This window comes from Priestia megaterium, from assembly GCF_041941685.1.
Taxonomy (GTDB): Bacteria; Bacillota; Bacilli; order Bacillales; family Bacillaceae_H; genus Priestia; species Priestia megaterium_C.
Map to the genome: position 1 here is coordinate 1910752 of NZ_CP130958.1, position 21563 is coordinate 1932314.

General features: G+C 38.3%; 16 protein-coding genes and 1 pseudogene. 15 read left to right on the plus strand and 2 right to left on the minus strand.

Annotated features, from left to right (window positions below):
• Positions 1 to 391 precede the first annotated feature (391 nt).
• The 4 genes from Q5794_RS09865 to Q5794_RS09880 all read left to right on the plus strand — a co-directional run bounded on the left by Q5794_RS09865 (position 392) and on the right by Q5794_RS09880 (position 4026).
• Positions 392 to 1828, plus strand: a complete 1437-nt coding sequence (locus Q5794_RS09865) for an NAD(P)/FAD-dependent oxidoreductase (protein ID WP_214986937.1) — start codon at positions 392 to 394, stop codon at positions 1826 to 1828.
• A 37-nt stretch (positions 1829 to 1865) separates the two neighbouring features.
• Positions 1866 to 2192: a Na-translocating system protein MpsC family protein gene (locus Q5794_RS09870; protein ID WP_214986936.1), complete on the plus strand. Its 327-nt coding sequence runs from the start codon at positions 1866 to 1868 to the stop codon at positions 2190 to 2192.
• A 170-nt stretch (positions 2193 to 2362) separates the two neighbouring features.
• Complete coding sequence (locus tag Q5794_RS09875; protein ID WP_214986935.1) at positions 2363 to 2560, plus strand: ferredoxin; 198 nt, start codon at positions 2363 to 2365, stop codon at positions 2558 to 2560.
• A gap of 89 nt (positions 2561 to 2649) precedes the next feature.
• On the plus strand, positions 2650 to 4026 hold the full coding sequence (locus Q5794_RS09880) for an NCS2 family permease (protein ID WP_374989042.1): 1377 nt from the start codon (positions 2650 to 2652) through the stop codon (positions 4024 to 4026).
• 80 nt (positions 4027 to 4106) lie between these two features.
• Here the strand turns inward: Q5794_RS09880 and Q5794_RS09885 are convergent, their stop codons facing one another.
• The gene (locus Q5794_RS09885) at positions 4107 to 5441 is read right to left on the minus strand and encodes an ArsB/NhaD family transporter (RefSeq protein ID WP_192997783.1); all 1335 of its coding nucleotides are present in this window, start codon (positions 5439 to 5441) and stop codon (positions 4107 to 4109) included.
• 474 nt (positions 5442 to 5915) lie between these two features.
• Between Q5794_RS09885 and Q5794_RS09890 the strand changes: the two genes are divergently transcribed.
• From Q5794_RS09890 to Q5794_RS09935, 10 genes and pseudogenes are all read left to right on the plus strand, one after another.
• On the plus strand, positions 5916 to 6908 hold the full coding sequence (locus tag Q5794_RS09890) for a thiamine pyrophosphate-dependent dehydrogenase E1 component subunit alpha (protein ID WP_374989043.1): 993 nt from the start codon (positions 5916 to 5918) through the stop codon (positions 6906 to 6908).
• An 18-nt stretch (positions 6909 to 6926) separates the two neighbouring features.
• A complete protein-coding gene (locus tag Q5794_RS09895) occupies positions 6927 to 7961 on the plus strand; it encodes an alpha-ketoacid dehydrogenase subunit beta (RefSeq protein WP_374989044.1) in 1035 nt (344 codons plus the stop codon).
• 24 nt (positions 7962 to 7985) lie between these two features.
• The gene (locus Q5794_RS09900) at positions 7986 to 9212 is read left to right on the plus strand and encodes a dihydrolipoamide acetyltransferase family protein (protein ID WP_374989045.1); all 1227 of its coding nucleotides are present in this window, start codon (positions 7986 to 7988) and stop codon (positions 9210 to 9212) included.
• Between the two features lie 4 nt (positions 9213 to 9216).
• A complete protein-coding gene (locus tag Q5794_RS09905; protein WP_374989046.1) occupies positions 9217 to 9315 on the plus strand; it encodes an FAD-dependent oxidoreductase in 99 nt (32 codons plus the stop codon).
• On the plus strand, positions 9312 to 10607 hold the full coding sequence (gene lpdA, locus Q5794_RS09910) for a dihydrolipoyl dehydrogenase (protein WP_374989047.1): 1296 nt from the start codon (positions 9312 to 9314) through the stop codon (positions 10605 to 10607). Before Q5794_RS09905 ends, lpdA begins: the two co-directional genes overlap by 4 nt.
• 264 nt (positions 10608 to 10871) lie before the next feature.
• Complete coding sequence (locus Q5794_RS09915) at positions 10872 to 12749, plus strand: sigma-54-dependent Fis family transcriptional regulator (RefSeq protein WP_214986931.1); 1878 nt, start codon at positions 10872 to 10874, stop codon at positions 12747 to 12749.
• 54 nt (positions 12750 to 12803) lie between these two features.
• Positions 12804 to 13853 (plus strand): 2,3-butanediol dehydrogenase, encoded by a 1050-nt coding sequence (locus Q5794_RS09920; protein WP_098314579.1) that lies wholly within the window; start codon positions 12804 to 12806, stop codon positions 13851 to 13853.
• Between the two features lie 456 nt (positions 13854 to 14309).
• Positions 14310 to 15524 (plus strand): cystathionine gamma-synthase family protein, encoded by a 1215-nt coding sequence (locus Q5794_RS09925; protein ID WP_214986930.1) that lies wholly within the window; start codon positions 14310 to 14312, stop codon positions 15522 to 15524.
• A 232-nt stretch (positions 15525 to 15756) separates the two neighbouring features.
• Positions 15757 to 16335: an HTH-type transcriptional regulator Hpr gene (locus Q5794_RS09930; protein ID WP_192997734.1), complete on the plus strand. Its 579-nt coding sequence runs from the start codon at positions 15757 to 15759 to the stop codon at positions 16333 to 16335.
• A 339-nt stretch (positions 16336 to 16674) separates the two neighbouring features.
• Positions 16675 to 17708 (plus strand): annotated as a pseudogene (locus tag Q5794_RS09935) (DUF3231 family protein).
• 69 nt (positions 17709 to 17777) lie between these two features.
• Here Q5794_RS09935 and garD read toward each other — a convergent pair.
• The gene (garD, locus tag Q5794_RS09940) at positions 17778 to 19313 is read right to left on the minus strand and encodes a galactarate dehydratase (protein WP_328246578.1); all 1536 of its coding nucleotides are present in this window, start codon (positions 19311 to 19313) and stop codon (positions 17778 to 17780) included.
• A gap of 209 nt (positions 19314 to 19522) precedes the next feature.
• Between garD and Q5794_RS09945 the strand changes: the two genes are divergently transcribed.
• On the plus strand, positions 19523 to 21442 hold the full coding sequence (locus Q5794_RS09945) for a sigma-54-dependent Fis family transcriptional regulator (protein WP_214986928.1): 1920 nt from the start codon (positions 19523 to 19525) through the stop codon (positions 21440 to 21442).
• Positions 21443 to 21563: the final 121 nt, after the last annotated feature.

Genomic DNA, 21563 nt, shown 5'->3' on the forward strand with positions numbered 1-21563 from the left:
ACGTTGACTCCCTTTGCTGAGTTACTAATTATGACTATAGATTTGATGAATACGATAGTCAAGTAGTAGAGCGTAATTAACAAATAACTGTCACAAACTTACACACGCTCTCTTTAAAATTGATGTCAGAAAAGCTTTCTTCCTTAAACTTTGTAATGGTTTTTTCCTTTTAAACGATGTAAATATGGTTCCATACATAAGATATAAAAAAAATATATTAGTGATTTTATACAATTTGCAAAAAAAACTTTAGAGAGAATGGAGATACAATCATATTCCAAAAGTGATAATATAAATATAAATCAAATTATGTTATAAAACCTATCATTTTGTGTTAGGTACAAAATAAACTTTTTATCATGGAGAAACTTTATTGAAAGGAGAGATAACGATGAGCTTAGAAGCTTTAAATAAAAGAGTAGAAACCGATCTTTCTTACCTTTCCTTCAGGAAACCAACAGAGGTACAGCCAATTATCCCTAAGAGCGGACACGTATACGATGTAATCATTATTGGAGGAGGTCAAAGCGGTTTAGGAACGGCCTTTGGCTTGCTGCGAGAACGCGTGTCGAATATTCTTGTTATTGATGAAAACCGTTCGGGTTTAGAAGGTCCGTGGGAAACGTATGCGCGAATGATTACGCTAAGAACGCCCAAAAACTTAACGTCTATCGATTTAGGTATGCCTTCGCTTACGTTTCAAGCGTGGTGGGAAGCACAATTCGGCTCAGAAGGCTGGGAAGCTCTTGACAAAATCCCAAGAGGAGACTGGATGAATTATTTGCGCTGGTACCGGAACATTCTTAACCTTCCTGTGGCAAATGAAATAAAATTAACGTTAATTGAGCCTGCAGAAACAGGTATCCATCGTTTGCATATTGAAGGGAATGGAGCCGTGTGTCCTACACTGATGGCACGTAAAGTTATACTAGCTACAGGAATTCAAGGAGGAGGAGAATGGCATGTTCCGCCTATGATTTCTGAAAAATTGCCGCCTCATCTTTATTCTCACACTTCACAAACCATTGATTTTACTACGTTGAAGAACAAAAAAGTAGCTGTTTTAGGAGGAGGAGCTTCCGCGTTTGATAACGCCAACTATGCGCTTTCCGAAGGGGTTGCTGAAGCTCATGTATTTGTTCGACGAAAAGAACTTCCCCGTATTAATCCAATCAGACAAATGGAAGCTTCAGGAATGATTGAACGTTTCCATGCTCTATCAGATGCTGAAAAATATGAAGTGATGGCTCATTTTTTCGAATACAATCAGCCGCCTACGAATGATACATTTGGACGCGCTTCCTCATGGCCAGGTTTTCATCTGCACGTACATGCCCCATGGCTCGATGTCGAGGAAAAACACAACAAAGCAGTTGTAACCGCTCCTCAGGGAACGTTTATGTTTGACTATTTAATTATTAGCACCGGGCTTCTAACAGATCCTGCTCTGCGTCCAGAATTGCGACTTGTTGAAAGACACATCGCCCGCTGGAAGGATCATTACAAAGCACCGCATGAAATTGCCAACCCAGTATTGGATGCCCATCCTTACCTCAGTAACGGCTTTGCTTTTTTAAATCGCGATAGGGAAGGTCAAAAAATGGTATATGGCCTTTTTGCTTTTAATTATTCCGCTTTAATTAGCTGTGGAATTTCTGCATCCGCTCTTTCAGGGCTAAAATATGCGATACCAAAGCTCGTCTCAGAAGTCGCCAATCAGCTTTTTATTGATAACCGCCATGAGAATTTAACCAATTTCTTTGACTATGATGAGCCTGAATTTGTCGGCAGCTGGTCAAAGGACAATAATCAAGTGAAAACAATATAGCAAAAACATATTTTTAACAATGAAAAAGGTGAAGCATATGGAGCCGATCTCTAAAAAGAAGATAGCTACTTTGTATACTCAAATTCGCCAAGAAATTTTTAATGTAGGCGTGAATACTCAAAAAATAGATATTATTGATAATAAAATTTTTATACTAGCTCAATCAAAAAGAATGCCGGCACTAGAAGTCCTCAGTGAAGAATATAGAGAATTAGTGATGTCTCTTGATGCCGCTTTGTCGACTAAATATAAAAAAATGCTAAAGGAAAAAGTGGAGCTTTTCTTTGATATCCAGGTCATTTCTTTATTTAGAGATTATGATCCTGTTACAGAGAATTCTTGTACGGTTATTTGCTTTAAATAACTTCTCTATATAAATTGCAAAACGTTCGATGAAATCGTTTGTTGTGCAAAACACGTAAAAGCCGGATGCTTATCTTCTGTTTACAGAAGCAAAGAGCCGTGAAGATAGAAGGATTCCCTTCTGTTTTCACGGCTTTTTTTATAGATATTTTTATAAAAAAGAGAGGGGGAATGGCTACATATACACTTGTTGATAAGGAAACATGCATTACTTGTGGAGCCTGCGGGGCAGCTGCTCCAGAAATTTTTAACTATGACGAAGAAGGGCTAGCAGAGGCTTTTGCTGATTATAACAAAGGTACAGACGCGATAAGGGAAGAGTTAGAAGAAGAGTTAGCAAACGCACAGGAGGGGTGTCCAACAGAATGAATTAAGATAGCCTCTGAACCATTTTATAAACAGTCTGTAAAAACTAGTTAAAAGAAGATCAAATCGATACTTAAAGGAGTGAAAAGCAAGTGGCGATAAATGAAAAAGTTGAAGCTCAGCATATGGAACTAACAAAAAAATCAGCACCTAACCCTTCATGGTTGGATAAGCTGTTTCACTTAACCGAACGCAAAACAGATGTAAAAACAGAAATTCTTGCTGGAATTACTACTTTTGTGACGATGAGCTATATTATCTTTGTTAACCCGACGATTTTAGCAGATGCAGGCATTCCAAAAGAAGCAGCAATTGCGGCGACGATTTTTGCCACTGTGTTTGCTACTCTTTTGTTTGCACTGTGGGCGAACATGCCTATTGCAGTAGCACCAGGAATGGGGCTAAACGCTTTTTTCACGTATACAGTGGTATTGGGTGAAGGGTTAACGTGGCAAACAGGTTTAGGAGCCGTATTTATTTCAGGAGTTGTGTTTTTTATTTTAACCATAACAGGCTTACGCAAGAAGATTATTGAAGGGATACCCGCTATTTTAAAAAGTGCTATTTCTGTTGGAATCGGTCTATTTATTGCTTTTATCGGTTTTAAGCAAGCAGGAATTATTGTCAGCAACAAAGAAAATTTAGTAGCCCTTGGTCAGCTTACAAAACCGGGCCCATTCCTTGCTTTAGTAGGTTTTATCGCCGTAACGGTATTAACTGCTCGAAAAATCAAAGGAGCTGCTCTGATTAGCATTTTGCTAGTATCAATTGCCGGCATGGTGCTGGGCATAGTAGAAGCTCCTAAAAACATCAGCAGCGTCGTATCGTTTTCAATGCCAAGCATGTCGGAAACTTTTTTACAAATGGATATTAAATCAGCTCTCCATTATGGTCTTTTCTCTATTATTTTTTCATTTACACTTGTGGAGCTGTTTGATAATTTAGGGTCGATGATTGGACTGTCTAAAAAAGCTGGATTAATGGATGAAAAAGGAGAAATTAAAGGATTAGATAAAGCGCTTATGGCTGATTCTCTTGCGACTGTAGCCAGTGCTGCTATGGGATCTACTGCGATGAACGCATATGTAGAAAATGCTGCGGGAATTGCAGAAGGAGGCAAAACGGGTCTTAAAGCACTGGTTGTTGCCATGTTGTTTTTAGTAAGTATTGTATTTACGCCATTAATTAGCATTATTCCTGCTTTTGCTACAGCGCCTATTTTAATTATGGTTGGAGCTCTGATGTTAACAGAAATTAAAAACATTCCTTTAGACGAGATAACAGATGCTGTACCTGCTTTTTGTACCATTATTTTGATGCCGTTAACGTTTAGTATCGGCGAAGGCTTAGCGCTAGGGTTTTTATCTTATACATTCGTTAAATTGCTAGCCGGCAAGGCCAAGGAAATTCACTGGATTATGTACATTATTAGCGCCGCTTTTATTATCAACTTCGTTTGGGCGTCTTGAGTGGATATATCTAGAGCAAAAAAGACTTCTCAACTGAGAAGTCTTTTTTGCTGTTCGTGTAGATTTTAATTGCTCTTTCCTTACAGAAATAAAAGGTAGCGAAGGAAGATATATACCGTTGAAATCAACAGGGATACGAGCATGATTGGAGCTCCAATTTTCAAAAAGTCCATAAACGAAAATTTATGTCCTTTTTTCACCGCCATGCCAGCTACAATTACATTGGCAGACGCTCCAATTAACGTACCGTTTCCTCCCAAGCATGCTCCTAGAGCTAGTGACCACCATAGTACATTAATTTGAGCAGAATCAGGGCTCATTCCCATTCCGTGAGCCATATCTTGAATAAGCGGAATCATTGTAGCAACAAAAGGAATATTGTCAATAACAGCTGAAGCAATTCCGCTAATCCATAAAATGAGATAGGCTGACAGTGCAATATTTCCGTCTGTAACGTTTAAAGCGCCAGCAGCCAGCTTTTTAATAATGCCTACATCGATTAACCCTCCGACAAGAATAAATAAACCAGCAAAGAAAATAATCGTTGTCCACTCAACAGAATCAAACGCACTTTCTACTTCGTCATGAGTTCTTAATCCAATTACCAATAATACAGCTGCACCCGTAATGGCTACCATGGCGGCATCGATATGTAAAACGGAATGCAGGGTAAAACCTAGAATCGTTAAGACTAATACAGTTAACGATTTTTTCATTAAAACAGAATCTTGAATATAATCTTTTTCATTTAAACTCATTAGCTCCTGTTTTTTACTATCTTCTACTTTTAACTTTTTACGATAGATAAGAACAAGAATCCCCAGCGTAACAACACCGATAATCAGTACTGCAGGAGTTAAATTTAATAAAAAAGCATTAAAATCAAGATGAGGGTTCGCTGCCCCAATCATAATATTAGGCGGGTCGCCTATTAAAGTTGCCGTTCCTCCAATATTTGAAAACAGCACTTCTGATATAAGAAACGGAAAGGGATTAATATTCAAAATAGTAGTGATGGAAAATGTAACGGGCACAATTAATAACACGGTTGTTACGTTGTCTAAAAAAGCTGATCCGACGCCTGTTAAAATCGATAAAATAACTAGAATGCGAACAGGATCACCTTTAGCGATTTTAGCAGACTTAATGGCTGCGTATTGAAACACGCCTGTTTTGTTTGTGATGCCGACTAAAATCATCATACCCATAAGAAGGACAATCGTTTCCCACTGAATGTGTTCCATAATGGCCTTATTAAAGTCAACAATACCTAACAAAATCATCAATATAGCACCTAAAAGAGCTGCCGAAGCGCGGTTGATCTTTTCGGTCATAATCAAAAAATATGTAATGATAAATATAATAATGGCTGCGTATACATGAAAACTTGTAATGTGTTGAATTGCATTGTGCATAACAGTAACCTGGCGATATATCATCTAGACATCACGAAGTGTAGATGACAAAAACTTTGGATGTTTTCCAGGTTTTCACCTCATCTTTCATCGTTTAATTTACATCCAACTTTACGGTAAAACTTCTATAAAGCCCGTTTTGCTTTAACCAACCTCCTTTAGGAGCTTTAGTATTCTTCAAAATGAAGACGATTCCTTCAGCATTATATCATATTTATATAAAAGCTTTCTTGTTGATTATTCAATGCGATTTTCATCCTGCACGTTTATTATGCACCTTAAATTCAGTTTACATAATTGGTTCCCCTGAGATCGGACAAAGTTAGACAAAATTGGAACAGTGTACAATTTTGTCTAACTTTATGAGGCCAAATACAACAATAGATCGCTAGTATAAAGCGATTTTACTATTGGCACGATACTTGCAATGGTAGTTAAGTGAAGTTTGATAATCAAATGAGGAGGCTTACCATAATGAAAACTGCTCAAAACAAAACAGAAAAGCTTACGAAAGAAAAAGCCAGCTGGATGTATCAGAAAATGGTAGAAATTCGAAAGTTTGAAGATGAAGTACATCAAATTTTCGCAAAAGGGGTACTGCCTGGTTTTGTTCATCTGTATGCAGGTGAAGAAGCGGTAGCGGTTGGAATGTGCGCCCACCTTAATGACAGTGACAGTATTACGAGTACTCATCGCGGACACGGTCATTGTATTGCTAAAGGCGGCGATTTAGATGGAATGATGGCTGAGCTTTTTGGAAAGGTAACCGGGTTAGGCAAAGGAAAAGGCGGATCCATGCATATCGCGGATTTAGATAAAGGAATTTTAGGGGCAAATGGAATTGTAGGAGGAGGCTTTCCGCTTGCATGCGGTTCTGCTTTAACTGCTAAGTATAAAAAGACAAAAGATGTAAGCGTTTGCTTTTTTGGAGACGGAGCGGGCAATGAGGGGACGTTTCATGAAGGAATTAACTTAGCAGCGATTTGGAAACTGCCGGTTGTTTTTGTTGCTGAAAATAATGGCTACGGAGAGGCAACTCCATTTTCTTATGCTTCGAGCTGCAGCGCGATTGCAGACCGTGCCGCATCTTATAACATTCCAGGGGTACGAGTGGATGGAAAAGACGTGATGGCAGTTTATGAAGCAGCTGCAGAAGCTATTCAACGAGCACGCAGAGGGGAAGGGCCAACGTTAATTGAATGTGTAACGTATCGAAATTACGGACATTTTGAAGGCGATGCTCAAACGTATAAATCAGGAGGTGAAAAGAAAGAACATCTCCAGGAAAAAGATGCTATTGCTCTTTTTGAAAACTACTTGCTTTCAGAACAAGTAGTAACAGAAAAAGAGCTCAGAGATATTGAAGGTAATGTAGAAAAAGCAGTAAAACGCGCAGTTGAGCTAGCAGAAACAAGCGATTATCCTGATGCTTCGGAACTATTAACGGATGTTTATGTATCTTACTAATTAAAGGGGGAAAAGAAAATGACTAGAAAATTAAGTATGTCTGAAGCTATCAATGAAGCAATGAAACTGGCGATGCGAAAAGATGAGAATGTAATTCTTTTGGGAGAAGATGTAGCTGGCGGAGCGGAAATTGACCACCTGCAAGATGATGAGGCGTGGGGCGGGGTCCTTGGAGTGACAAAGGGACTTGTACAAGAATTTGGACGTGAAAGAATTCTTGATACGCCTATTTCAGAAGCAGCTTATATAGGAGCTGCAATGGGAGCGGCAGCTACAGGATTAAGACCGGTTGCAGAATTAATGTTTAATGACTTTATTGGCTGCTGCCTGGATCAAGTGCTGAATCAAGGCGCGAAATTTAGATACATGTTTGGAGGAAAAGCTGACGTGCCCGTCACGATTCGAACGACTCATGGAGCAGGATTTAGGGCTGCAGCTCAGCATTCTCAGAGCTTGTATGCTTTGTTCACTAGTATTCCTGGCATTAAAGTAGTGGTGCCTTCTAACCCTTACGATGCAAAAGGATTATTGTTAGCAGTAATTGAAGACAATGATCCGGTTATCTTTTTTGAAGACAAAACATTGTACAACATGAAAGGAGAGGTTCCAGAAGGCTACTATACGATTCCATTAGGGAAAGCTGACGTGAAACGCGAAGGAACAGATTTAACCATTGTAGCGATTGGAAAACAAGTAAATACTGCACTTACGGCAGCAGATCAACTGTCTCATAAGGGAATTGACGTAGAGGTAGTCGATCCGCGAAGTCTATCACCTTTTGATGAAGAGACCATTCTTTCTTCTGTCGAAAAAACGAATCGATTAATTGTTATTGACGAAGCCAATCCAAGATGCAGCATAGCAACAGATATTGCTGCGCTAGTTGCTGATAAAGGATTTGACATGCTTGATGCACCTATTAAACGAATTACAGCACCACATACACCTGTGCCGTTTTCACCTCCATTAGAAGATATTTATCTGCCGACACCACAAAAAGTAATTGAAGTTGTATCGGAGTTACTAGGAGATAAATCGCTTCTAAGCGTGTAATTAAAGAAAAGGAGGAGGAAGCAAATGGCTGCAGAGGTTGTAATGCCAAAACTAGGTATGGCAATGAAAGAAGGAACCGTTTCGACGTGGAACAAAAAAGTTGGAGACTCCGTTTCAAAAGGAGATATGATTGCAAGCATTAATTCTGAAAAAATCGAAATGGATATTGAAGCGCCGCAGGACGGTGTGATTCTTGATATTCTTGTACAAGAAGATGTAGGAGTGCCTCCTGGAACGATTATCTGTTATGTTGGAAAGCCAAACGAGCAGCTCACTGAGCAGAACCGTTCAGCAAATGAGCTGCAAGCGCCTAAAAACGAGGTAGCGGCTGCTATCTCTTTAGAAGAGCCACCAGCAAACGCAGCTACATCAAAAAAGAATAAAGAAACTGTGCGCATTTCACCAATTGCACGGAAAATAGCAGAATCTGAAAACCTTAATATTGAAACGATTAAAGGCACAGGACCAAAAGGAAGAATCACCAAAGCAGATGTAGAGAATGTGCTGGCGAAAAGAGCTTCAGAAGCGAGTCACCCACCAGCAGAAATAGATAAAGCTCTAAAAAAAGAAACGCTTCCAGTAGCGGGCATGAGAAAAGTCATTGCAAGTCGAATGCATAACAGTTTATTAAACAGTGCTCAATTAACGATTAATATGAAAGCTGACGTGACGGACTTGCTGTCTCTTCAGCGAGAAATTAAAGATGTGACCCAGCAACGCCATGGGGTGAAGATATCTCTAACTGATTTTATTGCTCGAGCTGTTGTTCTTTCACTTCAAGAACATAAACAAATGAACAGTGCCTATAGCGATAACGAAATTCATCTCTATAATCATGTTCATCTTGGAATGGCCGTAGCTTTAGAAAATGGGTTAGTTGTTCCTGTTATGCAACATGCTGAAAAGATGTCGTTAGTTGAATTAGCTGCAGAGATCAAAACACGAGCAGCGGATGCTCGGCAAGGCCAGCTGAGTACTGATAGAATGCAAGGTTCCACATTTACTATTACTAATCTCGGTGCTTACGGAGTAGAGTATTTTACACCTGTATTAAACCCGCCTGAAACAGGAATTCTTGGTGTTGGAGCTACAGAAGATGTACCGATGTATCAAGGAGACGAATTACAAAGAAGAAACCTGCTGCCTTTAAGCCTGACGTTTGATCATCGCGTACTGGACGGATCACCTGCAGCTAATTTCCTTGGAACTATTAAACAATACTTAGAACAGCCTATTTTACTACTCTTATAGAAAGATGGTGCATCCCGTGAAAACTTTAGTTGTCATTGGTGGCGGTCCTGCAGGATATGTGGCGGCAATTACCGCCGCCCGGCAAGGAAAAAAGTTACGTTGATCGAACAAAAAGATTTAGGTGGAACATGTTTAAATGAAGGCTGTATGCCAACGAAGTCATTATTAGCAAGCGCGGAAACCTATGAGAAAATTAAGAAAGCTGAGCAATTCGGCATCACTCTTCCTTTAGAACAAGTGAAAATTAATTGGGATGGTGTTCAGCATCATAAAACAGCTATTGTTAAAAACTTGGTCAGGGGAATTGGCTATTTGATGAAAAAGAACAGTATTAAAGTCATGAAAGGAGAAGCTTCTTTTTTGACAAATCATCGTCTAGCCGTGCGAAACGAAAATCACTTAGAAGAGGTAGAGGCTGAACAGTTTATTATTGCTGCGGGTTCAGAACCTGCTAGCCTGCCATTTGCTCCTTTTGATGGAAAGTGGATCATTCACAGTAAACAAGCAATGTCGCTGCCTGCTATCCCTTCAACTCTTCTAATAGTAGGAGGGGGTGTAATTGGATGTGAATTTGCAAGCATTTACAGTCAAATGGGCGCAAAAGTAACGATTGTGGAAGCGGCAGATCAGCTGCTTCCTGGTGAAGATGCCGACATCGCATTTACGTTACAGGAAGAATTAGAGAAAAAAGGCGTAGCAATTTATACATCCTCTTCGTTAACAGAAATGCAGCCAGAAGATAAAACGGCTCTATTTAAACATAAAGAGGAGCTGCATGAACTGCAAGCTGACTATGCATTAATTTCAATTGGAAGAAAACCTAGAGTGCTAGGTTTGGGTTTAGAACAGGTTGGCGTACATTTTTCCAAACAAGGAATTAATGTTAATGAGCATATGCAAACGAATATACCTAATATCTATGCTTGTGGAGATGTAGTTGGCGGAATTCAGCTTGCTCATGTAGCCTTTCATGAAGGCACAGTTGCTGCTTTGCACGCATGTGGAAAAGATAAGAGCGTGAATTACCGAGCTGTACCACGCTGCATCTATACTCACCCTGAAATTGCAAGTGTCGGTGTGACAGAAAAGCAGGCCCGACAAGAATACGGCGATATTCGCGTCGGAGAATTCTCGTTTACAGCAAACGGCAAAGCGATGATTGCCAATGAGTCCGTTGGAAAAGTGAAAGTAATCGTAGAACCGCAGTTTAATGAAATTATTGGGCTTTCCATTGTAGGTTCACATGCCACAGAGTTAATTGGACAAGGAACCATTATGCTCCACGGAGAGTTGACCACAGATATAATGGAAGACTTTATCGCTGCCCACCCTACATTATCTGAAGCCATTCACGAAGCTCTTTTGCAGTCGGCGGGTCAGGCCGTTCACTCCTGATTACGCAGATGCCCAAGTTATTAAACTCTTTGAGGATGAAAAGTAAAAATGAATGATTCAAAAAGATAACTAGAGGATGAAGGAATCACGGAAGCGGTATAGGAGTTTTCCTGCATCCTCGTCTAGTTTCTTTATTAATTTTTACATAATGTGAGTTTAAAAATCTATCATTTGGTAATGATAACGTTTTCTTTGTGATTTATAATAATGGTAACAAGCCTTGATTTACTATATTCAATTAAGTTTATAGGGGAGAGGTAAGAAATGGAATCCACACTTTCTTTAAACACATGGAAACGTTTTGTAAACGAAGGAGCACTTGAATCTTCAAGGTTAAACGACATTATTGTAAAGTCATGGCATCGTTGTAAAAGCGCAGATGTTAATCCTTACCTAGATAAAGGCAGATCGATTTTAAGAAATGAAGCCTTTCATTCTCGAAAAAAAATGAACTCTTTATTTCTTGAGACGGCTTTGCCGCACTTAGAAAGAATCAGACAATCAGCGGCGGACTTAGGAATGGTTGCTTTATTAATTGACCCAGAAGGCTATATTTTATCTATTACAGGAAATAGACTTACACTGAATGAAGCAAGGAAAATTAATTTTGTGGAAGGTGCCTGTTGGACAGAAAAAGAAGTAGGCACAAATGCAATCGGTACGGCTCTACAAACGGAAGAGCCCATTATGATAACGGGTACAGAACATTATTCAATTGCTTCGCATCAATGGAGCTGTTCAGCAGCACCAGTTCGAAATGACGACGGAAATTTAATTGGGATTATTAATATTTCTTGTCCTGTAAACAGAGCTCACCCTTATACACTTGGAATGGTTACGTCCATTGCGTATACAATTGAGCGGGAGTTAAGCATTCGAATGCACAAAGACGAAATTGAGTTGGTTCATGCTTCTATGAATTTTGTTGATAGCAAACAGCTCTTGCTGCTTTGCAATTACAAAGAAGTGATTGTGGGAGCAAGCAAAACCGTGCGAGAATGTATACCAAAATGGTCAGGCCTGCAGTTAAATACGATTGTACAACAGGGATTTCGTATAGTGATGGAAGTGCCTGTCATTTCAAAAAGACACGGTCATTCTATTGGAAAGATTATTTATCTATCAGAGGAAGCGCACCATAACCAAACAACTACACAGATCCCTGCTCAATCATTTTCTTTTAAAGGAGAAGCAGGCATAAGCCGTTCCTTTCAGCAAACACTAGAAGAAATAAAGCATGCGGCTCCTACGGATACAACGGTCTATATTTTAGGGGAAACAGGTACTGGAAAAGAAGTAATAGCTCAAACAATTCATGAAAACAGTTCACGTAAAAACGGACCTTTTATTGCTCTTAATTGTGGTGCCATTCCGAAAGAACTTATGGAAAGTGAATTATTTGGCTATGTGGAAGGAGCATTTACAGGAGCACGGCGTCAAGGATATCAAGGAAAGTTTGAGCAGGCTAATCACGGTACGATTTTTCTTGATGAAATAGGTGAACTTCCTCATTCTATGCAAGTTTCTTTGTTAAGAGTATTGCAAGAGCGCAAGGTAACACCTGTTGGAAGCAATCAGGAAATTCCGGTAGACATCCGGATTATTACCGCTACTCATCGAGATCTTCGTCAACTTGTCAGTGAAGGGAAGTTTCGAGAAGATTTATATTACCGGCTTCACGTGTATCCCGTGCATGTTCCGCCTTTGCGAGAAAGGAAAGAAGATATTCCACATCTGATGCGATACTTTTGTCAAAAGAATGCTTGGAATATGAATTTTCCCAAGGAATTAGTAGATAAATTAATAGATTATCAGTGGCCCGGCAATATTCGAGAATTATTTAATGTACTTGAACGCTTGAAGATCTCGCTTAAAACAGAAGCAGAAAAAGAGAAGATATTGAATGATTTGAGTTCTTTAAATCTTGGTGGCCAGAAGAACATCTCTCACTCTGATACTTCACAAGAAATAGAAAACAATGATTCTATGTCCCTACCCGCACTCACATTTCGTGAAAAAGTTCAAAAAGACTTAATGATGGATGCTTTACGTAAAACACAGGGAAATGTGTCACTTGCCGCTAAGCTGTTAGATATACCAAGAAGTACATTTTATAACAGATTAAAAAAATTCAATTTGTAAGCTGAGAGTTCGTAGCTGTTTTAAATTTTTAAATAAGGAAAGGAGATGAGTAGAATGAAAGCATTAAGATGGCATGGCGTTAAAGATGTAAGATTAGAACATATTGCAGAACCTACTGTCTCTCAAGGGAAAGTTAAAATTAAAGTAGAATGGTGTGGAATTTGCGGAAGTGATTTGCATGAGTACACGGCAGGACCCATTTTTATTCCTACAGAAGAACCCCATCCATTAAGCAAAGATAAAGCGCCGGTTGTGCTGGGGCATGAATTTTCTGGACAAGTTGTAGAAATCGGAGAAGGTATTACGAATGTAAAAGTCGGGGACAGAGTAGTGGTAGAACCTATCTATGCATGCGGAGAGTGTGAAAACTGTAAACAAGGAAAGTATAATCTTTGTAATAAAATGGGGTTTTATGGTCTTGCCGGAGGTGGGGGAGGTTTTTCTGAGTATGCCTCCATACCGGTAGAAATGATTCATAAAATACCGGAAGTGGTGTCTTACGAGCAAGGAGCTCTCGTAGAGCCTTCAGCTGTCGCTCTTCATGCTGTGCGTCAAAGCAAACTAAAGGTAGGAGATAAAGCCGCCGTATTTGGGACGGGGCCAATCGGTTTGCTAGTTATTGAAGCGTTAAAAGCATCGGGTGCCTCTGAAATTTATGCGATCGAACTATCGGAACAGCGCAGACAGAAAGCTGAAGAACTTGGGGCGATTGTGATTAATCCGCAAGAATACGACCCCGTAGCAGAAGTACATAAGCGCACAGGTGGAGGTGTGGATGTTTCCTATGAAGTGACGGGTGTTCCCTTAGTTTTAACTCAAGCCATTAATTCTACCAAAAGTGGTGGGGAGACAATGATTGTTAGCATATTTGAAAAAGAAGCGTCCATTCATCCCCAAACAATCGTTTTACAAGAGCGTACAGTAACAGGTATTATTGGCTACCGCGATGTATTTCCAGCGGTTATTAGTTTAATGGCAAAAGGCTATTTTTCTGCTGATAAACTGGTGACAAAACGTATCAAGCTAGAGAATGTAATTGAAGAAGGTTTTGAGACATTGTTAAAAGAAAAAGAACAGGTGAAAATTTTGGTGAAAGCTGAATAAAAAAAGAGGCTGGGACAAAGGTATTTTAGACGAAGTAAAAACGAACCATTGATCAAAATTTTTGATTAGTGGTTCGTTTTTTTTGTTAGGGTGAACGTAGGTTCGATTTGTTTACGTCCTTCTAGCAGTTGATTGGAGGGCAAGACGAAGACTCCTGCGGGAAAAGCGGAACAGGTGAGACCCACAGGAGCGTATGCGACGAGGAGGCTCAGCGCCCGCCCGCGGAAAGCGAAGTCTTGCACGGAAATCAACTGCGGTGTCACAAGCGGTTCAGCTCATGTATCCTATTTGTTCGTCTTTAGATTAGATTCATTTCGTTATGTCTCAACCTCTTTAAATTTAATAAGGTAAGTATGGTTATTTTATTATCAGATTATTCTGTACTATATACAGTATATTGTATACAATATATAATCTAATCATTATCTAATTAATAAAATCAGAGGTGATGAGTAAATGACAGACAAACAGTTTAAAAATGTACAAGACGGAACAAAAGCGGTATGGGCAGGAGAAAAAGAATCACTTGCTTATAATGCCACTCAAGTTCCTGTCGTCTTCAGCGTAGCTTACAATTATGATGATGTAGACGAATGGCAAGAAGTTGCGTTAGGAAACAAACCAGGCTATACGTATAATCGCATGAGTAATCCTACGGTTAAAGCTTTTGAAGAAAAAGTAAGGATACTTGAAGAAGCAGAAGAAGCGGTCGCATTTTCCTCCGGCATGGCGGCTATTAGCAGCACATTATACACTTTTTTAAAACCTGGAGACCGCGTCGTATCGGTAAAAGATACATATGGAGGAACAAATAAAATCTTCACTGAGTTCCTTCCTAACATCGGAGTTGAAGTAACCTTATGTAATACGGGAAATCATGAAGAAATTGAAGCGGAAGTAAATAAAGGATGTAAAGTGCTATATTTAGAGTCACCTACAAATCCTACGATGAAAATTATTGATATTGAAAGAATAGCAAAAGCAGGAAAATCTGCAGGGGCAGTCGTCATTATTGATAATACGTTTGCGACACCAATTAATCAAAACCCTCTTCAATTAGGAGTAGATCTTATCATCCATAGCGCTACAAAATTTTTAAGCGGACATGCGGATGCCTTAGGCGGGGTAGTATGCGGCTCTAAAGAATTAATGCAGCATGTGTATCACTACCGTGAGATCAATGGCGCGACCATGGATCCCATGTCAGCGTATCTTATTTTAAGAGGAATGAAAACGTTAAAATTACGTATACGTCAACAAGAACGAAGCGCTTTGGAAATTGCTAAATTTCTTCAAAAGAAAGAAGCTGTTGAAGCAGTCTATTATCCTGGATTGGAAACACACCCTCATCATCATATTGCCAAAAAACAAATGAAAGGCTTTGGCGGAATATTAAGCTTTGTGTTAAAAGGAGAAATGGAAGCTATTAAAATTTTGCTGCCAAAGTTAACGTATGCAAATAAAGCCGGTAATTTAGGAGCGGTTGAAACAATTTATGGACCAGCAAGAACGACTAGTCACGTAGAATGTACGCTTGAAGAACGTAAAGCCCTTGGAATATCTGAAGGACTGGTTCGCATATCTGTAGGAATTGAAGATACGGAAGATTTAATTGCAGACTTAGAACAAGCATTTGCTCACTTAGAATCCGCATCATCTATTAGTAATTAAAAAGACGCGTATTACTTTTTTTAATAAAAATAAAGTAAGTACCTCTTTTTAGTTGGTAGACACTTCTTCAGAATTGTAGAAATTTTGTGGACTAAAGCTAATAAATTAAACTGTACGTGTATTTTTTCGTCTGATTTTGTAGGTATACTGATAAATTAGATGAAATAAAAATGTTTTTACGCGTTTTAAAAATAAACTAACTTACAACAGCCTACAAATAAGGAATGATAGTATGTCGAAACAAGAACAAGAAAGTGAATACACAATAAAAGATGCATCATTGTTTGGATTAAAATTAATGCAGGTAAGTAAAGCCATCTGGAGAGCTGCGGAAGATGACTGGGAGCAATGGGTGAAACCTTATGGACTAAACGTAAATGAGCATCATATTTTATGTTTAGCTAGTAACACGGGAGAAATCTCTATGTCAGAGTTAGCTAATTTAGGAGCTATGCATATCTCTACAGCGTTTAATTTTTCGAAAAAATTAGAAAATCAAGGATATCTGCATTTGTCCAAAAGAGAAAATGATAAAAGAAACACCTACATCAAATTGACTGAAAGCGGAGAACAATTATTGCTTGATACGCTCAAAGGGTATGAACCACATAACAGTAAGATATGTAAAGGCGCACTTCCTTTAAAAACGTTATACGGCAAATTCCCCGCTTTTCCAGAGCTAGTAACCGTTGTTCGCCATGTTTGCGGCGGCGAGCTTGTGACCGTTGCTGATCAACCTTTTGTGAATATAAAAGAAGCGGGAATAGAAGAAAATGAAGATAATAAAGAAGTCCAGCTAACTAGTAATTGAACACAGTGAATAATATGCAGACAATAGGGCTTCATGAAAATACGTGAATAACAGGCGGAGCTGTTTTATACGTGAGAAATACGACGTATAAAACAGCTCTTTTTTATTTTTGGAATAATGATTCTCAATTATATTATGAGAAATTTAGGATAAGCTACCAGTAGTAAATTTCCCGGAAAGAAGGAGTGGTTGCCGTGAATAGGTCTGACTGTAGATTAAAATGCTTAAGCCTGCATATCTCACCTGAGATTCTTAACTCTTCCAACAAAGGGCAAAAGTTGAGGAATAGATAAGATAGAAAAGACCAACCTAAGAACAAATCGAATTAGGAGATTATAGATGGAAACAATCAAACCAATTAAAATAGGTTCAAAAAAACAAGCGTGAAAGAGAAATTAACAGCCCCCGAAATGGGCAAACTTTGGGCAACCTATATGGGCAACAGCATGTCTTCGTATATTTTAAGTTATTTTCTTGAACACGTTGAAGATCCCGATATAAAAAAGCTGTTACAGCATGCAAAAGGTTTAACGGAAGAATTTCAAAGTAACGTAAAAGAAATTTTCACAAAAGAGAATGTGCCAATTCCGTATGGATTTACGCAAGAAGACGTGAACCTAGGCGCTCCAAAGCTGTTTGAAGATGAATTTTACGTGCATTATTTAAAATATGCTGCTTAAGCGGGATTAAGCATTTACAGTATCGCACTGCCCCTAATGTATAGAGAAGATGTAAAGACGTTTTTAACGTATTGTATGAAAGCAACAATGGAACTGATGGAGCAAATAAAGGCAATCTTAATGGACAAAGGATTTATTATTAAGCCGCCAATTATTCCCGCACCAGAAAAAGTGAACATCGCTAATACTCATTATTTAAGCGGGTTTATAGGAGATGTTCGACCTTTGCATGCATTAGAAATTGCTCATCTGTATGATAACATCGAGAATAATGTGACAAGCAAAGCCTTAATTTTGGCATTTAGTCAAGTTGTTAAAAGTGAAAAAATCCGTGCGTTATTTGTAAAAGGTGAAGATCTGACAAATAAAGCGGTAGAACGCTATATTGAAAAACTTCATCTAGATAATTTACCAGCGCCATCCTTTCTTGATCATTTAATTACTACTTCGACTTTTTCACCATTTTCGGATAAATTGATGCTGTTTCACAAAATGGATATGTTCTCAATGAAAATGAGGGCTTTTGGAAATTCAGTAGCCGTAAATGGAAGGCATGATCTAGCGCTTTTATACGGAAAATCAATGACAAACATCTCAAAGTTTGTAAAGGAGGCCGTGGATATTATGATGGAAAACGGCTGGATGGAAACACCGCCAGAAGCAGTAGACAGAGGTCATTTAAACTCCAATTAGTTATACAACTTGTCATAAAGTAACGAGAACCTGTTTAGAAACAGCGCAAGCCAGGTTCTCGTTATCTTGTTAAGTTAAGGGAGCAGGGTTAAACAGACATAAATCATTATGCAACCCCCAATAATCACTCCATGTTTTCTTATGGCCGCTTGCAATTTCTATAATTAAGTGAAAGAGCTCCCAACCAACCTCCTCAATGGTTGCTTCTCCTTGTGCTATTCTTCCCGCATCTAAATCTATTAAATCATGCCATTGCTCAGTTAATGAACTTCTAGTAGATACTTTAAGAACAGGTGCCATTGCCAGGCCATATGGAGTTCCTCTCCCTGTTGTGAAAATATGCATGTTCATTCCAGAAGCTAACTGTAATGTTCCGCATACAAAATCACTCGCCGGAGTTGCTGCATAGATTAAGCCTTTTTTAGTCGGTTTTTCTCCAGGCGATAAAACTTCGACAATTGGAGTTGTTCCCGCTTTAGCTATGGAGCCAAGTGCTTTTTCTACTACGTTTACAAGTCCGCCTTTTTTATTTCCAGGTGAAGGATTTGCACTTCTATCTGCTTCGCCTCTTTTTAAATATTGATCATACCACTTCATTTCTTTAATCAGGGATTGACCAACTTCTTTATTAATTGTTCGTGGCGTTAACAAATGAATAGCATCTCGAACTTCAGTAACTTCAGAAAATAAAACAGTAGCGCCTGCTCTTACTAGTAAATCTGCCGCATATCCAACTGCTGGATTGGCAGTAACACCGGAAAAGGCATCGCTTCCTCCACATTGTAAACCTACCGTTAAATCAGACACAGGGCAGGTTACACGCGTCCGGCTATTTAGTTTAATTAATTTTTCTTCTGCCATCTCTATAATCGTAGCAATCATTTGCTTAAAACCCGCCTGGTCCTGCAAGCGTGTTATATTTCCTGAAATCTCTTGTGGACTCAAACGTTCAGGAAGCAGCTTTTCACACCCTAAGCCAACTACTAGAACTTCACCGCCGAAATTTGGATGAATAGAAAGATTTTGTAATGTACGAATCGGAATGATGGCGTCCGGTGCATTAATGGCAACTCCGCAGCCATAATTATGAGTTAAAGCTACTACATCATCTACATTTGGATAAGAAGGAAGAAGTTCTGTTTTGATTTTTTTAACCGCATAATCAAGTACTCCTACTACACATTGAACACTTGTCGTAATCCCAAGTATATTTTTTGTGCCAACACTTCCATTTGTATTTTTGTAACCTTCAAATGTGTATCCTTCTAAAGGAGATAAAGGGGCAGAAACTTTAGTTGCCAAAGGCAGCTTTTCTAAAATAGGGGGATCAGGTAGGGTAACATATGATTCTTTTACCCAAGTTCCTTGAGAAATCGCTGAGGAAGCAGCTCCGATAACTTCTCCATAGCGAATAATTTTGTCACCTTTCTCAAAGTTTTTTAATGAAACTTTATGTCCTTGAGGGATATATTCTTTTAGCTCTAACCCAGATGGAAACACAGTTCCTTTCGATAATCCTTTTGAATTTACAATCGTAGCAACATTATCGTTTTCATTTACTTTGATATAAAGGGGTTTTTCTGTTTGATTGATTTGCAAAGACATGATTTATCTCTCCTTAATCGTTTTTAGTTTCTTTCTAAACATGTTCATTTTTATTGCAATAAGCATGCCAAGTGTTTTAACGAGTAAAAAAGCCTTTGTACCGAAGAAAAGTGATGAAATATACAACAATTGTTGTACATAAAGCAACAATTGTTGTACCAATACGTTATAATAACTAGAATATTCTAACTAATCAGGAGGAAAAGAATATGTCAAAAATTGCTTTTATTGCCCCAGATAAACAACTGTTTTTACAAGGAAAAAGAGTAATTCAAGAGTTAGGGTTGCAAGGAGAGGTTGAAATCTACCTTGCAAGGTTAAGCCGCGCTGTAAAACTCGCCAATAAATTAGAATCCAGCTGTGATGTTATCGTTTGCAGAGGAGGGACTGCAAGGTTAATTACTGATTCTGTAATTGGAATTCCTCTAGTCGAAATTCCAATTACAGGACAAGATTTAGCTCAAGCCTTTTATAAAAGCAAGCAGGTAACAAACTTAGAAAATCCTAAAGTGGCCATGCTCGCATTTCAGAATATGAAAAATGATGTGGAAATTTTAGCAGATATTTTGGGTATCAACCTTTCTATTTATCTTCTTGATTCAGTTGAAGATATTCCGACTTATATTGAGCAACTTTCCTCAGGAGAAACAGATATTGTTATTGGAGGAATGAAAACAACAACTTTATCACTTAGAAAAGGCTTTAAGGCAATTTCTATTGAATCTGGAAATTCTGCCGTTCGGACAGCGCTTTTAGAAGCTAAAAAGATTTCTTTAGGAAGAAAAATTGAAAAAGAGCGTTCCCAAACAGTTAAAGCCCTTATTGATTATTCTATACAAGGAATTATTAGTATTAATCGAAATAAAAAAGTAGAAGTATTTAATCATGCTGCTGAGCACTTGCTAGAATTAAAAAGGCAAGAAGTGCTAGGGAAGCAGATTGATGCTGTTATGCCCTTTTTACCTATTAAAAATTATTTTGGAGGAGAAGAGCATTTAGGTATAATCAAAAAAATCAAAAACAAAAGTTTAATATTTAATATTGCTCCAATTAAAGTGGAGAAAGACATTATCGGAGCAATGATAACTTTTCAGGATATTACAAGTATTCAAGAAATGGAAGCTAAAATTAGAGGGGAAGTACTGTCAAGAAAGTTTGAAACACGCTACACATTTTCTGATATTTTAGGGCATTCTAAGGAAATTTGTGAAGCTAAACGGATTGGGCAGACAGTGTCTTCTGTAGATGCAACCGTTTTAATTTTTGGTGAGTCCGGCACCGGGAAAGAATTATTTGCTCAGAGTATTCATGCAGAAAGTTTGCGGAAAAACGGTCCTTTTGTTGCTGTTAATTGTGCAGCTATTCCGCCTAATTTACTGGAAAGTGAGTTATTTGGATATGTAGAAGGGGCCTTTACCGGAGCGACAAGGAAAGGAAAGCAAGGTTTGTTTGAAATGGCGCACCGAGGAACGATTTTTCTGGATGAAATCTCGGAGATGGATACATATGGACAATCCCGCTTACTTAGAGTTTTACAAGAAAAACAGGTTATGCGCTTAGGTGATAATAAATATATTCCTGTAGATGTAAGAGTTATTGCAGCAACGAACAAAAATTTATTAAAAGTCGTAGAAAAAGGCAAATTTCGAGAGGATTTACTTTACAGGCTTAAGGTCTTAACTATAAATATTCCACCGCTCCGTAAAAGAAAAAGTGATATTCGTTACCTTGCTCAGCATTTTTTAGTCTATTATACGAATCTCTATCAAAAGAAAAATATAGAGATTACAGAAAAAGCTTATTCACAATTAACTACCTATAAATGGAAAGGAAATGTAAGGGAATTGATGCATTTTATTGAAAGGTTAGTAGTGATCAGTAAAAATAATGTAGTTTCGGATCAGGATATGAAAGAGCAGCTAAACGAAAATGCTTTTGAAACAAATTACATCGGTGAAGAAGCAGAAACCACCAATCATCTTCAATCTGAAAAAGAGCAAATTTTACTTGCTTTAACAGAAACTCATTCCAATATATCTCAAGCAGCTAAATTGTTAGGAATTGATCGAAGTACACTTTACCGTAAGTTAAGAAACTATGGAATTGAAATAAAAAAGGCGTATAAATAGAAACGAAAAACACCTCTTTCTTAGAGGTGTTTTTCGTTTCTATTTTAAAATTTTTTATTTAATAATTTAAGCTTATTTATTTTATTGACAAACAATTTAATTTGTCTTACAATAAAAATGT

What these genes read in the sequence shown, in the direction of transcription:
- Q5794_RS09865 (WP_214986937.1), top strand. Translation starts at nt 392, where the DNA reads ATGAGCTTAGAAGCTTTAAATAAAAGAGTAGAAACCGATCTTTCTTAC.
- Q5794_RS09870 (WP_214986936.1), top strand. Translation starts at nt 1,866, where the DNA reads ATGGAGCCGATCTCTAAAAAGAAGATAGCTACTTTGTATACTCAAATT.
- Q5794_RS09875 (WP_214986935.1), top strand. Translation starts at nt 2,363, where the DNA reads ATGGCTACATATACACTTGTTGATAAGGAAACATGCATTACTTGTGGA.
- Q5794_RS09885 (WP_192997783.1), bottom strand. Translation starts at nt 5,441, where the DNA reads ATGCACAATGCAATTCAACACATTACAAGTTTTCATGTATACGCAGCC.
- Q5794_RS09890 (WP_374989043.1), top strand. Translation starts at nt 5,916, where the DNA reads ATGAAAACTGCTCAAAACAAAACAGAAAAGCTTACGAAAGAAAAAGCC.
- Q5794_RS09895 (WP_374989044.1), top strand. Translation starts at nt 6,927, where the DNA reads ATGACTAGAAAATTAAGTATGTCTGAAGCTATCAATGAAGCAATGAAA.
- Q5794_RS09900 (WP_374989045.1), top strand. Translation starts at nt 7,986, where the DNA reads ATGGCTGCAGAGGTTGTAATGCCAAAACTAGGTATGGCAATGAAAGAA.
- Q5794_RS09905 (WP_374989046.1), top strand. Translation starts at nt 9,217, where the DNA reads ATGGTGCATCCCGTGAAAACTTTAGTTGTCATTGGTGGCGGTCCTGCA.
- Q5794_RS09915 (WP_214986931.1), top strand. Translation starts at nt 10,872, where the DNA reads ATGGAATCCACACTTTCTTTAAACACATGGAAACGTTTTGTAAACGAA.
- Q5794_RS09920 (WP_098314579.1), top strand. Translation starts at nt 12,804, where the DNA reads ATGAAAGCATTAAGATGGCATGGCGTTAAAGATGTAAGATTAGAACAT.
- Q5794_RS09925 (WP_214986930.1), top strand. Translation starts at nt 14,310, where the DNA reads ATGACAGACAAACAGTTTAAAAATGTACAAGACGGAACAAAAGCGGTA.
- Q5794_RS09930 (WP_192997734.1), top strand. Translation starts at nt 15,757, where the DNA reads ATGTCGAAACAAGAACAAGAAAGTGAATACACAATAAAAGATGCATCA.
- garD (WP_328246578.1), bottom strand. Translation starts at nt 19,313, where the DNA reads ATGTCTTTGCAAATCAATCAAACAGAAAAACCCCTTTATATCAAAGTA.
- Q5794_RS09945 (WP_214986928.1), top strand. Translation starts at nt 19,523, where the DNA reads ATGTCAAAAATTGCTTTTATTGCCCCAGATAAACAACTGTTTTTACAA.